Source organism: Nocardia sp. NPDC004151, from assembly GCF_042874235.1.
In the GTDB taxonomy this organism is placed as follows: Bacteria; Actinomycetota; Actinomycetes; order Mycobacteriales; family Mycobacteriaceae; genus Nocardia.
In genome coordinates, this window is the sequence record NZ_JBIAMR010000002.1 from 238,807 (window position 1) to 253,322 (window position 14,516).

Consider the following 14,516-nt stretch of genomic DNA (forward strand, 5'->3'; position numbering starts at 1 on the left):
ACTCCCTTCCACCCCCGGGTTGCGCCCCGTGCGGGACCTGAAACGCTAACGCAGGCCGTATGTCCGAACGGCTGGATCGATCCCTCCCTGTGATGCACAGTAATGCGCGCCGGGCGGTGCTGTGACTTCTCACATGTGCCAGGCGGATTCCGCATGACGGCCCGGCACTACCTGACGGAAGCAACACCGTGGTCGGAGCGGGCCCGCGGCGGCTCGAGAGTGACACCGCGCCGCCGTGGCGAATCCGGTTCCGGCCGTGACATTCCTGTCTGCCCGCCTGGACACCCGCCGCGCATCCTCGGGCACCGGCTCGGTCGGTCGCCGGTTCCGGGCCTAGCGGTGCGCGCCGACCGGGCCGCCCGCCGGAAGATCGGCGCGCGGCAGCCACAGCGTCGCGATGGCCCTCGGCCCGGTCTGCCCCCGGGCTGCTCGCCTAGTGGCGCGCGCCGACCGGACCGCCCACCGTGATATCGGCCGGCGGCAGCCACAGCGTCGCGATCGCCCCGCCACCTGCCGCGGGCTCGATGGAGGCGTTGCCGCCGTGCGTCTGCGCCACCCACGCCACCAGGGCCAGCCCGATGCCATTGCGACCGCTGCGCCCGGCCGCGCCACGATCGAAGGGACTGGCCGACATGACCGGATCGACGCCCGGACCGTGATCGCGCACGCTGACCCGTCCCTCGGCCACGTGCACCTCGACCGGCGCGGACCGGTTCACCGCGCCGTGGGTGAGCCCGTTCTCCAGCATGTTCCGGATGGCCAGGCTCAGCAGCTGCGGATCACCCAGCACCACGGTCGGATGCGCGGTCACCGCGATGCGCTCGTCACCGGCCTCCTCGGCCACCATCTCGGCCAGCTGATCCAGCCGCAGCAGCGTGCGCTCGGGTTCGGCGATGCCCGCCTGCATGCGTGCGCGGGCCAGCAGTCCGGTCACCAGTCGCGCCATCCGGTCCGTCAGCCGCTGCGCCTCGGCGAGGGTCTGCGGCACCTCCTCGGGCGCCGGCCGCGACCCGGTGAGCAGCTTCAATGTGGTGAGCGGCGTACGCAATTCGTGCGCGGCGTCACTGAGGAACTGCTCGTGCTCGGCCAGCAGGCGCAGCGCCTGGGCCTGGCTGCGGCCCGCCAGCAGAGACGTGACGGCGGCCGACAGCAGGACCAGCAGGGCGCCGCTGATCGCCAACTCCCACACCAGGGTTCGATGTTCCCCGGCATCGGCCATGGTCTCGGCCCCGGCCAGGATGACGACGGTGGCGTCCCAGCCGTCCCAGAACACCGGACTGCCCGCCAGGGTCACCGTGCGGCCGGTGATATCGGTGGCGGTGAACCGTTTGCCGGCATAGATGACGGTCTCGGAATGATCCTCGACCTGCGTTGCGAGCGTGGCGATCTCGGAGTCGTCGGGCAGCAGCGAGCGCTGATAGGTGTGCGCCTGTTTCCACGGCTCACCGGGTTTGCGCATCAGCACGGCGACCGCCGTGGTTCCGGTGGCCAGCTCGTCGTCCATGACCGTCGACAGGTCCAGGGCCGACTTGTCGTCCTGCTGGATGGCGCGCGCCAGCCCGCCCGCCACCCGCTCGACCTGATCATCGGCGCGGGTCTCGCGCGCGTGCGCGTCGATCGTCGCGGCCACGAAGCCGAAGACCAGGACCGCCGCCGCGGTGATCACCGCGGCCAAGGCGGTCAGGAACCACCGGGCGCGCTGGAGCCGGGCCACGGCGGGGGATCGGTGTGCGCTCACGCCGCTCCACCGGCGATCTGGAAGCCGACGCCGCGTACTGTCTCGATCACGCTCGGCTCCCCGAGCTTGCGCCGCAGTTTGGCGACCACCGCGTCCACCACGTTGGAGGCGGGCTCGGCCATCTCGTCCCAGCAGCATTCGATGAGGTCGGTGCGGGTCACCACGCTGCCGCGGCGGGTCGCCACGAGTTCGAGGACCGCGAACTCCTTCGGGCTGAGCATCAGCAGGACGCCGCCGCGGGTCACCCGGCGGCGCATCAGGTCGATGTCGATGTCCGCCACCGCGATTCGCGCGGCGGTGGGCTGGTCACGGCGGCGACACAGGGCGCGCACCCGCATCACCAGTTCCGGCAGCGCGAACGGCTTGGTCAGATAGTCGTCGGCCCCGTGCTCGAATCCGGCCAGCCGGTCGTCGAGGCCGTCGCGGCCGGTGAGTATGAGCGCGGGCACCGTGTGCCCGGCGACGCGCGCCCCCGCGACCAGGTCCAGGCCGTCGCCGTCGGGCAGGCCGCGGTCCACCACCAGGCAGTCGTAGCGATTGACGGCGATCTTGAAGTCCGCGTCGGCGAGGCTCTGGGCGAGGTCCACCGCGAACCCGGCCGTCCGCAACCCGTCGGTCACCTCACGACACAGCTGATGATCGTCCTCCAGCACCAAAACTCGCACAGGGGCAGAGATTAGGGCATTCCGGACCCCTGCCCCAACGGCCCGGACGACCGGATCGTCGGAAAATGATCGAAAAACAATTCGGCGTCGGTCCGCGCCCCCCGGAGCGGAGATACCGGACACGGCGAGCCGCGTTAGGCGACCCTCTGTATCCTGTAAATGGTTGTTTCTGTCTCGGTCGGCGTTCGCGAAGGGGGTGAGGTCCGTGCGCGGTGAACCTCCCAGTCGAAGGCCGCGTGGCATCGCTCTCGGATTCCGTCGATAGGACAGCTTTCTGGCGACGGGTGGGTGCGGTGCCCGCGGTGTGATCCGGTACCCCCGACCACCCTCAACCGCCACCCGGCCGAGGTTTCGCCATGACGCAGACCGAACTGCCCCCTGCCGTGTCCACGGTCGCCGCCGATATTCCTGTGCCCGAACGGGATTCGCTGCGCGACATCGTCGACTGCCACCACCTGACGCCCGCCGTGGAATGGCTCGACAACCATCCGCCGCACGTCATCGCCGACGAGCTCGCCCGCATGGACGCCGTCACCGCGGTCATGTCCTTCCGGCTGCTCGACAAGGACCGCGCGCTGGCCGTGTTCGAGGAGCTCGAGCCCGTGGACCAGCAGCAGATCCTGGCCGGACTGCGCGATCAGAGCTTCCGCGACCTGGTCGAGGGCATGGATCCCGACGACCGCGCCCGCATGCTGCGCGAGGTCCCCGCCAAGGTGGCCAAGCGGGTGCTGGCCGGGCTCAGCCCGCACGAACGGCGCATGACCGCCGGACTGCTCGGCTACCCGGAGGGGTCCGTCGGGTTCTACATGACCCCGGAAGTCGTTGCGCTGCCGCGGAATCTGCCCGTCGGCGAGGCGCTGCACATGGTGCGCGCCAAGGGGGCGACCGCCGAGACGGTTTATACGCTGCCCGTGGTGGATTCGGGCCGCCGTCTCATCGGCGTGGTCGAACTGCGCGACCTGGTGCTCGGCTCGCCCGACACCATGATCGCCGAACTCATTGCGTCCGAACCGGTCTCGGCGCGCGCCACCGGATCCGCGGAGAAGGCGGCCCGGCTCATGCAGGGCGCCAACCTGATCAACCTGCCGGTGGTGGACAGCGAGGACCGACTGGTCGGGCTGCTCACCATCGACGACGCCGTCGAGGTGATCGAGGCGGCCGACTCCGAGGACATGGCGCGGCAGGCCGGAACCTCCCCGTGGTCGGGCCACTACATGGCCGCGGGCGTGTTCCAGCTGGCCCGCTACCGGGCGCTGTGGCTGATGCTGCTGCTGGTCGCGGCGACCCTCACGGTCACCGTCACCAACTTCTTCGAGCCCACCCTCGAACAGGCCGCGCACCTGGCGCTGTTCATCCCCCTGCTCATCGGCTCGGGCGGCAACGCGGGCGCGCAGGCGGCCACCACCTGCGTGCGCGCGCTCGCGGTCGGCGAGGTGCGGGTCTCGGATCTGCTCGCGGTGATCTGGCGCGAATGCCGGGTCGGGCTGCTGCTGGGCTGCATGCTGGCCGCCATCGGCATGGTGATCGGCACACTGTTCGTGGGCCTGAAGATCGCGGTGGTGGTCGGCATCGCGCTGGTGATCATCTGCGGGTGGGCGGCCACCATCGGCGGCACCATGCCGCTGCTGGCCAAGAAACTGCGCATCGACCCGGCCGTCATCTCCGCGCCCATGGTGACCACGCTGGTCGACGCCACCGGTCTGGTCATCTACTTCACCACCGCGAAGGTGGTGCTCGGCATCTGATCGGCTAACCCGGGGCGGGTCAGGAGGGGCCTACCCCGGTGCGCTGTGACGGATTGCACCGCTGTAATTTTCTGCCGTTGGTGACGTGCTTGCCCATCTCCGTTTCGGATTCTCGCAGGACAACGCGATAGATACGTGAAGACACAACCTATTGTGCTGCGCGGGGATGTCACCTACCAGTAGTAGTGTTCATGGCAAGGGAATTCGCAGGGTCCGGAAGCTGAGAAGGGTGTGTGAGCGGGGCGTGAAGCTCATCGATCGAGTTAGTGCGATCAACTGGAACCGCGTGCAGGACGAGAAGGACTCGGAGGTCTGGGATCGACTCACCGGCAACTTCTGGTTGCCGGAAAAGGTCCCGGTGTCCAACGACATCCCGTCGTGGAACACGCTGACCGCCAATGAGAAGCAACTCACCATGCGGGTGTTCACCGGTCTGACCCTGCTCGACACCATCCAGGGCACGGTCGGCGCGGTCAGCCTCATCCCCGACGCGATCACCCCGCACGAGGAAGCGGTGATGACCAACATCGCGTTCATGGAGTCGGTGCACGCCAAGAGCTACAGCTCGATCTTCTCCACGCTGTGCTCCACCCGGGAGATCGACGAGGCCTTCCGCTGGTCCGAGGAGAACCGGAACCTGCAGCGCAAGGCCGAGATCGTGCTCGAGTACTACAACGGCGAGGACCCGCTCAAGCGCAAGGTGGCCTCCACCCTGCTGGAGTCGTTCCTGTTCTACTCCGGCTTCTACCTGCCCATGCACTGGTCCTCGCGGGCCAAGCTGACCAACACCGCCGACATGATCCGCCTGATCATCCGCGACGAGGCCGTGCACGGCTACTACATCGGCTACAAGTACCAGAAGGGTCTGGAGCTGGTCTCCGAGGCCGAGCGTGAGGAGCTCAAGGCCTACACCTTCGAGCTGCTCTTCGAGCTCTACGAGAACGAGGTCGAGTACACCCAGGACCTCTACGACGAGGTCGGCCTCACCGAGGACGTCAAGAAGTTCCTGCGCTACAACGCCAACAAGGCGCTGATGAACCTCGGCTACGAGGGCCTGTTCCCCAAGGACGAGTGCGAGGTCAACCCCGCCATCCTCTCGGCCCTGTCCCCGAACGCCGACGAGAACCACGACTTCTTCTCCGGCTCGGGCTCCAGCTACGTCATCGGCAAGGCCGTCAACACCGAGGACGAGGACTGGGAATTCTGACGCCCCGCGTCGCCCCACCCGCCTGAAAAGCCAACGGCCCCGAGCGAATCCGCTCGGGGCCGTTGGCTGTCGAGGGCCGTGTTCACGGCTGCTGAAACAACCGCGTTTGTCGGGTGTGTCCGCGGGGAATACCGGTCATCACGAGTTGTTCACGGTCGGCTGGTGAACTTCGCGGTCGGTGCTCGGCCGGGTGGCGACTTCCCCACGTCATCGGGCCGAGCGCCGGATCGAATCAGCCCGTGCGGCGGGCGTGGATCAGTCGGCGACGTAGCCGTTGAGGTTGTTGCGGACGTCCTCGAGCAGGGCGCGGGCGGCGGTGATGCCGCTGCCGTGCCAGATGGTGTCGTCGACGGCGAACTCGCGGCGGTCGCTGACCGCGCCGAGCTGTTTCCAGTTGTCGCCCTTCATGATCGACTTGCCGTACTCGAGGCCGTCCTTGCCGTCGAACATGAGGAAGATCAGGTCGCCCTCGAGCTTGTCGCGGTCGGCCTCGGTGCTCAGGCTGGAGACGTCGAACGAGTTGCCGCGCTGCGCCTGCGGGCGCTGCACGCCCGCGTCGCCGAGCACCTGGGCGGCGAAGGTGTTGCCGCCCTGCACCTGAATCGTCTTGGGCTCGAAGCGGATCACCGACGCCTGGGTGAGCGCGGAGTTGGCGGCGACGCCGGTGTCGCGCGCCGCGGTGCGGTAGTCGTCGAGGGCCTTGGCCCCCGCGGTCTTGCGGTTGAGGGCCTCCGCGACACCGGTGAAGGTGGCCTGCCAGCCGTGATCGTCGCCGACCAGGACGGTCGGGGCGATGGACTTCAGGGCGTCGTAGCGGCCGCGGTCGGCGGCGGGGCCGATGATCAGATCCGGCTTCAGCTCCGCGATCCTCGCCGGATCGGGGCTGTCCACCGTGCCCACCGCCGGGATCGCGGAGATCCCGGAGCCCAGATACGACGGTTGCGGCGTCGGCCCGGCGACGGTGGCCGCGCCGACCACGCGCTCCCACAGGCCCAGCGCGCACGCGGCGTCCAGGGCGGGGGTGGACAGCACCACGATGCGCTTGGCGTCGGCGGGCACGTCCGCGGAACCGGCAGCGTGTGCGACGGCGCGGGTACCGCCGGTCGAGTCGGGGGCCGTCGGCAGCGCGCACGCCTTGGTGGTGTCGCGCTCGATCCCGACCACGCCCGCACCCGCGATATTGGTGGTGGTGCGCACGATCGACGCCGAGTTGTCATCGGTCTTCGCGCACCCCGCGGCCAGGCCAACCGTCAGCAGGGTTGCCGCCGAGACCAATCCCACACTGCGCAAATGCCGCATAGGGGAGAAGGTGGAGGCGAACGTGTTTCGGGTGGAAGCGGACTCGCGCACCGGCATGCGGGGCAGCCTACAGCCGCGCCCCGCGACACCCAATTACGACACCGGCGCTCGGGCCGTTCACGACCCGGGCACCGCCGAAATACGACAGAGAGTAGGACCCGCGGCGAGCGCCGATGGAACACGGTTTACGATCTGTCACAGCGCAAGCCACCGTCGTTCGTCATGTTGCCGAACCGGACGCCGGAAGCAGCGTACGAACGATGGCATACCTGTGGAGGTTTCGTGACTGCCGTAGAACCGCGGCCGGCCAGCCTTGTGGAGGCGGAGCGGCCCTATCCTCAAAGGACGGGTCCGAAGGGATCGTTCATCTTCAAGATGGTCACCACGACGGACCCGAAGGTTCTCGGCGTCATGTACCTGGTGACGGCCATCTCCTTCTTCATGGTCGGCGGCATCATGGCGCTGCTCATGCGCGCCGAACTCGCCCGCCCGGGCATGCAGTTCCTGTCGCCGGAACAGTTCAACCAGCTGTTCACCATGCACGGCACGATCATGCTGCTCTTCTACGCGACCGCGATCGTGTTCGGCTTCGCCAACATCATCCTGCCGCTGCAGATCGGCGCCCCTGACGTCGCCTTCCCGCGTCTGAACGCGTTCAGCTACTGGCTGTACCTGTTCGGCGGCTCGATGGCGACGGCCGGCTTCATCACCCCCGGCGGCGCGGCGGACTTCGGCTGGACCGCGTACACCCCGCTGTCGGACATCGTCCACTCGCCCGGCGTCGGCGCCGACCTGTGGATCCTGGGTCTGGCCGTCTCCGGTCTGGGCACCATCCTCGGTGGCGTCAACATGATCACCACCGTGGTCTGCCTGCGCTGCCCGGGTATGACCATGTTCCGGATGCCGATCTTCACCTGGAACATCCTCGTCACCTCGGTGCTGATCCTGCTGGCCTTCCCGCTGCTCACCGCGGCCCTGTTCGGCCTGGCCTACGACCGCCACCTGGGCGGCCACATCTACGACCCGGCCAACGGCGGCGTGCTGCTCTACCAGCATTTGTTCTGGTACTTCGGCCACCCCGAGGTGTACATCATCGCGCTGCCGTTCTTCGGCATCGTCTCGGAGATCTACCCGGTCTTCTCTCGCAAGCCGATCTTCGGTTACACCACCCTGGTCTACGCGACCCTGGGTATCGCGGCCCTGTCCATCGCCGTGTGGGCGCACCACATGTACGCGACCGGTGCGGTGCTGCTGCCGTACTTCTCGTTCATGACGTTCCTCATCGCGGTCCCGACCGGTGTGAAGTTCTTCAACTGGATCGGCACCATGTGGCGAGGTCAGCTCACCTTCGAGTCGCCGATGCTCTGGTCGGTCGGCTTCCTGGTGACCTTCCTCTTCGGTGGTCTGTCGGGCGTCATCCTGGCCTCGCCGCCGCTGGACTTCCACGTGTCGGACACCTACTTCGTGGTGGCGCACTTCCACTACGTGCTCTTCGGCACCATCGTGTTCGCCACCTTCGCGGGCATCTACTTCTGGTTCCCGAAGATGACCGGCCGCATGATGGACGAGCGCCTCGCCAAGTGGCACTTCTGGGCCACCTTCGTCGGCTTCCACACCACGTTCCTGGTGCAGCACTGGCTGGGCAACATGGGTATGCCGCGTCGGTACGCCGACTACCTGCCGAGCGACGGCTTCACCACCCTGAACACCATCTCCACGATCGGTGCCTTCATCCTGGGTTCGTCGATGCTGCCGTTCATCTGGAACGTCTTCAAGTCCTACCGCTACGGCGAGGTCGTGACCGTGGACGACCCGTGGGGCTACGGCAACTCCCTGGAGTGGGCGACCTCCTGCCCGCCGCCGCGGCACAACTTCTACGAGCTGCCGCGCATCCGCTCCGAGCGTCCCGCGTTCGAGCTGCACTACCCGCACATGGTCGAGCGCATGCGCGCCGAGGCCCACGTGGGCTGGGGCTCCAAGTCCCACACTGTGCACGAGCTGGAGAAGGCGTCGCACTAGTCGCCTGACAGCCGGAACATCCAACGCGGCACCCGTCCTCGGATGGGTGCCGCGTTGCGTTATGGAGTGGGGGACCACCGGCGTACGACGGGGCCGAGCGGACGCCGATGGCCGCGGCGCGCTTTCATGGTCGGGTGACGGAGGATGCGGGACTGCGGACCGACTGGTCGGACGCGATGGGATTGCGGGTGCCGATCGTGAACGCGCCCATGGGTGGAGTCGCCGGGGGCCGGCTCGCGGTCGCGGTCGCGGCCGCCGGGGGACTGGGCATGATCGGAATGGGCAGCGCGGGCTCGGTCGAGGCGCTCGAACGCGAGCTCGCCGTGGCCGCCCTCGAACGCGAACTGCCCGCGCTCGAACGCGAACTGATGGGGGACGCCACAGCGCCCGCGGCCGGCCCGATCGGAATCGGGTTGGTCGACTGGGTGGCCGCCGCGCGACCGGGACTCCTCGACCTCGCCCTCGCGGCGAAACCCGCCCTGCTGTCGGTGAGCTTCGGGACGGATCCGTCGTGGGCCACCCGCGCCAGCGCGGCCGGAATCCGGACGGCGACACAGGTTTACACGGTCGAGGATGCTCGGCGCGCCCGCGACGCCGGGATCGACGTGCTGGTCGCGCGCGGTCTCGAGGGCGGCGGGCACGGTGCGCCCGAGCTCGCCACGCTGCCGTTGCTGGAAGCGGTGCTCGACGCCGTGCCCGGTCCGGTGCTGGCCGCCGGTGGCATCGGTTCCGCGCGCGGGGTCGCCGCGATGCTGGCGGCGGGGGCCGCGGGGGTCTGGCTGGGCACCGCCTTGGCGGCCGCCGAGGAATCGCTGCTCGCCCCGGGCGGTCGCCGCGCGCTGCTCGCCGCGCAGGGCACCGACACCATCGTCACGCGCGCCTTCGACGTCGGCATGGAACTGCCCTGGCCGCAGCGGTTTCCGGCCCGGGTGCTGCGCAACGATTTCACGGCCCGCTGGCACGACCGGATCGACGAGTTGTCGGGCGCCACCTCCGAACCCGAACCGGCCGGGGCCGCCGCGACCGCTCGAGCCGACCAGGCCGCCGCCGCGCGAGCCCAGCTGGCCGCCGCCGATGCCGCCGACGATCCGCGGATCGCGCCGGTCGACGCGGGGCAGGGGGTCGGGCTGGTCACGGCGGTGCGGCCGGTCGCCGAGATCCTGGGCGAATTGTGTTCCGGCGTCGCGCGAGCGTGATGCCCGCCACCGTGGGCGGACGTCGGCGCGGTCCCGGTCGGGCCGACCTGACAGAATGAGCTGCCGCCGCATGTCGGGCGGGCCACGCAGTGCCAGGGACAAGGAGTCATCGATTGAGCGCGTCTGACACGACGGTTCTGGTTACGGTCACCGGACCCGACAAGCCGGGCGTCACGTCGGTGCTACTCGCCGCGCTGGCCAACAACGGTGTCAGCCTGCTGGATGTGGAGCAGGTCGTCATCCGGGGCCGCCTCACCCTGGGCGTGCTGGTGTCGTGTCCCACCGACCCCGAGTCGCTGCAGGATCAGCTCGAGGACGCCATGGCGTCGATCGGCATGGACGTGGCCGTGGAGATCGGGGCCAGCGCCGTATCGGGCGCCAAACTGTCCACCCACGCGGTCGTGGTGCTGGGTTCGCCGGTCACCGCCCGCGCCTTCAGCGCCATCGCGCGCAAGCTCGCCGCGCAGGGCGTGAACATCGACTCCATCCGGGGCATCGCCGACTACCCGGTCACCGGTCTGGAACTGCTGGTGACCGTCCCCGCCGCCGACGCGGGCACCGAGACCGAGCTGCGCACCGCGCTGTCGGCGGTGGCCGCCAAGGAGAGCGTGGACGTCGCGGTCGAGAAGGCCGGTCTGGCGCGACGGGCCAAGCGGCTCATCGTGTTCGACGTGGACTCCACCCTGATCCAGGGCGAGGTCATCGAGATGCTGGCCGCGCACGCCGGTGTCGAGGACGAGGTCCGCGCGGTCACCGAGGCCGCCATGCGCGGCGAGATCGACTTCTCCGAATCGCTGCGCCAGCGCGTTGCCACCCTGGCCGGGCTGGACGCCTCGGTCATCGACGAGGTCGCCGAGCGCATCGAGCTCACTCCGGGCGCCCGCACCACCATTCGCACCCTGCGCCGCCTGGGCTTCCGCTGCGGCGTGGTGTCCGGCGGCTTCCGCCAGGTCATCGAGCCGCTCGCGCACGAACTGGAACTGGACTTCGTGCAGGCCAACACCCTCGAGATCCGCGACGGCAAGCTGACCGGTGCCGTCACCGGCGAGATCGTCGACCGCGCCGCGAAAGCCGTTGCGCTGCGCCGGTTCGCGGCCGAGACGGGCGTGGCCATGGAGCAGACCGTCGCGGTCGGCGACGGCGCCAATGACATCGACATGCTCAATGCCGCGGGGCTGGGTATCGCGTTCAACGCCAAGCCCGCGCTGCGCGAGGTCGCCGATGCCGCGCTGTCGCATCCGTTCCTGGACGCGGTGCTGTTCATCCTGGGCGTCACCCGCGACGAGGTCGAGGCCGCCGACGCCCGCGACGGCGGTATCCGCCGGGTGCCGCTGCCGCGGTAAACCGTGCGGTAGCCGCAACGCGTCCAATTCGCTTGCGCCACCCTCGGCTCCGCGCTCGGTACCGTGGTCGGAAACCCGGCGATGACCGAAGGAGTCCGAGTGGGTGTGCGTATGCCGCTGGTGATGGTGATGGCCGGCCTCGCGCTGGCCGCTTGCGGCACCACCGATCCGAACGAGGCGCGACCGGTCTCGGCGACGAGTGTCGCGGGCACCACCGCCGTGCGGGCGACCCCCGCGGACCGTGCGGCCGAGCGGATCGGTGCGGACTCCGACGGCAAGGACGTGAGTCTGGCTGTGGGACAGGGCCTGATCGTCACCCTCGAGGCGAATCCGACCACCGGATTCGGCTGGCAGCTGGGTGCGCTGGACCAGAACGTGGTGAAGCAGAACGGTTCACCCGAGTACGAGCAGGACCCCAACCCGGACGGCAAGGTCGGCGTCGGCGGCGAATCGGTGCTGAATTTCGTGGCCGTGGCCCCCGGCTCCACGACGCTGATCCTGGCGTACATGCGGGCCTGGGAACAGGGCGTCGAGCCCGCCAAGCGGTTCACCGTGAACCTGACGGTGCGCTAGAACGTCGTTGTAGGAGTGGTTGTGTCGAGCGTTGGATCCACCGTCGATGCCGGTTTCGAGGCCAGGCACGCGGAACTGGCCCGGGGCTACGGAGGCGGGGGCGATCCCGCCGACCCGGCTCTGGTCCAGGCCATGCAGATGGTGTTGCACATTCCGAAGGACGATCCGCCCGCGAGGTCGGCGCTGCTGGCGGCCGCCGCCTCGGCGGTGGTCGCGTTGTGCCTGGACGAACGGGTCGGGCCGGGCGGGGAATGGGAGGAGCGCTATCTGACCTGGAAGCGTTCGCGCATCCGGAAGGTGGCGCGCCGCGCCCGCGGGGCGCAGTGGCTGGCGGCGCAGGAAGTCGACGGTGTCACCGTCGATTTCGGGGGCGCGCAGGCGCGGGCGCTGGTGCCGGGACCGGTCGGGGACGTGGATCCGCGGATCCGCCGGCTCCAGATCAGCGGAACCGAGCTACCGGAGGAGGCGGACATCGCGATCGATCCGGAAGCTCCGGTGCTATGGGTGGACTCGGAATTGGGTATGACTGTGGGGAAGGCAGCGGCACAGGTAGGGCATGCCAGCATGTTGCTGGCAGGCGCCCTACCGGTGCGGCACGCGTATGCGTGGGCCGCCACCGGGTTTCGGTGCACTGTCGCGGAGGCCGATCCGGGCCACTGGGCGGAATTGCGACGGCGGGTGGCCCGGGGCGACGCGGTGGCGGTGCGTGACGCCGGGTTCACGGAGGTGGCCCCGGGGTCGATGACCGTGATCGCGGTGCCGTAGGTCGGACGGCACGGAGGCGGCGGCACGAATGGCGCACTAGCGAAACCGAAGGGTCGGCGTGCTGACCTATATGGGTAGGGCGTATCGACTTCCCCGACCGGGTGGTCCAGGATCGATTCACGAGTTTCCTCGAAAGGAAACCACGAAATGACAACATTGCTGGTTGTTCTCATCGTGTGGACGGTGCTCTCGATCCCGGTGGCGCTGATCCTGGCACGGATGTTCCGCTCCACGAGCGGCGATGCGCGGGGCCGGGGAATGGGGGGCCCCGAGTGCGATCTACCGGAATTCGATACGGGCACCCATGAAATCGCTTATCGTCCCCGCACTTCCGGAGAGGACACGCCCCGGATTCAGCCACCACGTTGACGATCGTCCAGGGTGGTGGGCCAAGATGGACCCCGTGCCGCAACCGGATCCCGATCTGCTCATCGATTTCAGCGACGTCACCGTCCGACGTTCCGGACATACCTTGGTGGGTCCGGTCACCTGGCAGGTGGAATTGGACGAACGCTGGGTCGTGCTCGGCCCCAATGGCGCCGGCAAGACCTCACTGCTGCGGATGGCCGCCGCCGAAATGCACCCCACCTCCGGAATCGCCAATCTGCTCGGCGAAACCCTGGGGCGGGTCGATATCAACGAACTACGCCCGCGGATCGGAATTTCCTCCGCCGCCATCGCCAGCCGGGTGCCGATCGACGAGAAGGTCGCCGATCTCGTCGTCTCGGCGGGCTACGCGGTCATGGGTCGCTGGCGCGAGCGCTACGACGACATGGATACCGACCGAGCCATCGATATTCTGGAAAGCCTGGGCGCGGAACACCTTTCCGACCGCACCTACGGCACCCTCTCCGAGGGCGAGCGCAAACGCGTGCTCATCGCCCGCGCGCTCATGACCGACCCGGAACTGCTGCTGCTCGACGAACCGGCCGCCGGACTCGATCTGGGCGGTCGTGAGGAACTGGTCGAGCGTCTCGGCGACCTGGCCGCGGACCCGGACGCACCCGCCACCGTGCTGGTCACCCACCACGTGGAGGAGATCCCGCCGGGCTTCACCCACGGGCTGCTGCTCAACGAGGGCGCGGTGGTCGCACAGGGTCTGCTCACCGACGTGCTGACCTCGGAGAACCTGAGCGAGGCGTTCCGGCAGTCGATCCAGCTGGACCGTATCGACGGCCGCTACTTCGCCCGCCGAAGCCAGCGTTTCGGGCGCCACCGAAGCTAGCCCCTCCTCTCCGCGACTTCAGCGGCCGGCCGGGAGCCGTGGCCGGTTGGCAACCCGTGCCCGCGTCGGGTGCCCACGCAATCCTGGGGGTACCCGGCGAGTTAGCCCCATCGCAACGAGATCAGTTGTCACTTCGGGAATCGCGGCGCGCTGCGATTGCGCCGGATGTGGCTGCCGGGCAAACTGTCCGCAACTGCCGCTGACGGAGGGAGCTGGCCGTGGGCCGGACTATCGGTGCCATCGCAGACCGGGCGACCGGTCCCATTGCGTCCCGGGGCACCGGCGCCCTCGCGGTCCTCGCCGTCGCTCTCGCCGCCACCGGCTGCGTCGCCGATCCACCGGCGGCCCAGCAGGTTTCGAAGTCACATGCCGCCGAGACGCTGGGCAAGGCCGCGGTGCCCGCGGACCTGAACGGCAAGACCGCGCAGCTCACCTATGACGTCGGCTCGGGCGGCACCATCACCTTCGCCGCCGACGGCCGCAGCCTCACCTACACCGCCGCCGACACCGGACACCGGACGAATACCCCGGTCGCGGTCGCGCCCATCGAGGCGGGCATCTTCCTGGTTACCTGGACCGACGATTCCGGGGCCGTGGTCAGCCAGGTGCAGAACTACCGGACCGGCAAGGTCGAGGGCACCTGGACCCGGCATCCGGATCCCGCCGGGCCGCCCGTCATCGAAACCCGCACCGGATCAGTCCATTTGACCGAGTGAATCAGGGCCGATGTTATTTCGCTCG

General features: G+C 69.0%; 13 protein-coding genes. 10 read left to right on the top strand and 3 right to left on the bottom strand.

Going from position 1 to position 14,516, the window contains the following annotated elements; translation table 11 throughout:
* Positions 1-433: 433 nt before the first annotated feature.
* Together ACFYTS_RS04710 and ACFYTS_RS04715 are read right to left on the bottom strand one after the other, a co-directional pair.
* Positions 434-1,738 carry a sensor histidine kinase gene (locus ACFYTS_RS04710; protein WP_387301354.1) on the bottom strand — a complete coding sequence of 435 codons (1,305 nt, stop codon included), beginning with the start codon at positions 1,736-1,738 and terminating at the stop codon, positions 434-436.
* Positions 1,735-2,403: a response regulator transcription factor gene (locus ACFYTS_RS04715; RefSeq protein ID WP_357279467.1), complete on the bottom strand. Its 669-nt coding sequence runs from the start codon at positions 2,401-2,403 to the stop codon at positions 1,735-1,737. The genes ACFYTS_RS04710 and ACFYTS_RS04715 overlap by 4 nt, the downstream gene beginning before the upstream one ends.
* Before the next feature lie 356 nt (positions 2,404-2,759).
* Between ACFYTS_RS04715 and mgtE the strand changes: the two genes are divergently transcribed.
* Positions 2,760-4,148, top strand: a complete 1,389-nt coding sequence (gene mgtE, locus ACFYTS_RS04720; RefSeq protein WP_387301358.1) for a magnesium transporter — start codon at positions 2,760-2,762, stop codon at positions 4,146-4,148.
* A 244-nt stretch (positions 4,149-4,392) separates the two neighbouring features.
* The gene (gene nrdF, locus ACFYTS_RS04725) at positions 4,393-5,355 is read left to right on the top strand and encodes a class 1b ribonucleoside-diphosphate reductase subunit beta (protein WP_357279462.1); all 963 of its coding nucleotides are present in this window, start codon (positions 4,393-4,395) and stop codon (positions 5,353-5,355) included.
* A gap of 255 nt (positions 5,356-5,610) precedes the next feature.
* Here the strand turns inward: nrdF and ACFYTS_RS04730 are convergent, their stop codons facing one another.
* Complete coding sequence (locus tag ACFYTS_RS04730) at positions 5,611-6,654, bottom strand: ABC transporter substrate-binding protein (RefSeq protein ID WP_387302057.1); 1,044 nt, start codon at positions 6,652-6,654, stop codon at positions 5,611-5,613.
* 282 nt (positions 6,655-6,936) lie between these two features.
* Here ACFYTS_RS04730 and ctaD point away from each other — a divergent pair, with 282 nt between their 5' ends.
* The 8 genes from ctaD (at position 6,937) to ACFYTS_RS04770 (ending at position 14,491) form a co-directional block, all read left to right on the top strand.
* On the top strand, positions 6,937-8,673 hold the full coding sequence (gene ctaD / locus ACFYTS_RS04735) for a cytochrome c oxidase subunit I (RefSeq protein ID WP_357279457.1): 1,737 nt from the start codon (positions 6,937-6,939) through the stop codon (positions 8,671-8,673).
* 176 nt (positions 8,674-8,849) lie between these two features.
* On the top strand, positions 8,850-9,869 hold the full coding sequence (locus ACFYTS_RS04740; protein ID WP_387302059.1) for an NAD(P)H-dependent flavin oxidoreductase: 1,020 nt from the start codon (positions 8,850-8,852) through the stop codon (positions 9,867-9,869).
* Between the two features lie 113 nt (positions 9,870-9,982).
* Entirely contained in the window at positions 9,983-11,212 is a 1,230-nt protein-coding gene (gene serB / locus ACFYTS_RS04745; RefSeq protein ID WP_357279455.1) for a phosphoserine phosphatase SerB, read from the top strand.
* A 99-nt stretch (positions 11,213-11,311) separates the two neighbouring features.
* Complete coding sequence (locus ACFYTS_RS04750; RefSeq protein ID WP_387301362.1) at positions 11,312-11,785, top strand: protease inhibitor I42 family protein; 474 nt, start codon at positions 11,312-11,314, stop codon at positions 11,783-11,785.
* A gap of 21 nt (positions 11,786-11,806) precedes the next feature.
* Entirely contained in the window at positions 11,807-12,550 is a 744-nt protein-coding gene (locus ACFYTS_RS04755; protein WP_387301364.1) for an aminoacyl-tRNA hydrolase, read from the top strand.
* 147 nt (positions 12,551-12,697) lie between these two features.
* Positions 12,698-12,919, top strand: coding sequence for a hypothetical protein (locus ACFYTS_RS04760; protein ID WP_357279447.1), 222 nt, complete (start codon positions 12,698-12,700; stop codon positions 12,917-12,919).
* Between the two features lie 25 nt (positions 12,920-12,944).
* Positions 12,945-13,775 (top strand): ABC transporter ATP-binding protein, encoded by an 831-nt coding sequence (locus tag ACFYTS_RS04765; RefSeq protein WP_357279445.1) that lies wholly within the window; start codon positions 12,945-12,947, stop codon positions 13,773-13,775.
* A 218-nt stretch (positions 13,776-13,993) separates the two neighbouring features.
* On the top strand, positions 13,994-14,491 hold the full coding sequence (locus tag ACFYTS_RS04770) for a hypothetical protein (RefSeq protein ID WP_357279442.1): 498 nt from the start codon (positions 13,994-13,996) through the stop codon (positions 14,489-14,491).
* The last annotated feature ends 25 nt before the right edge of the window (positions 14,492-14,516 follow it).

Coding starts and splice junctions, on each gene's coding strand:
- ACFYTS_RS04760 (WP_357279447.1), top strand. CDS start 12,698: ATGACAACATTGCTGGTTGTTCTCATCGTGTGGACGGTGCTCTCGATC.
- mgtE (WP_387301358.1), top strand. CDS start 2,760: ATGACGCAGACCGAACTGCCCCCTGCCGTGTCCACGGTCGCCGCCGAT.
- ACFYTS_RS04765 (WP_357279445.1), top strand. CDS start 12,945: ATGGACCCCGTGCCGCAACCGGATCCCGATCTGCTCATCGATTTCAGC.
- ACFYTS_RS04730 (WP_387302057.1), bottom strand. CDS start 6,654: ATGCGGCATTTGCGCAGTGTGGGATTGGTCTCGGCGGCAACCCTGCTG.
- ACFYTS_RS04740 (WP_387302059.1), top strand. CDS start 8,850: ATGGGATTGCGGGTGCCGATCGTGAACGCGCCCATGGGTGGAGTCGCC.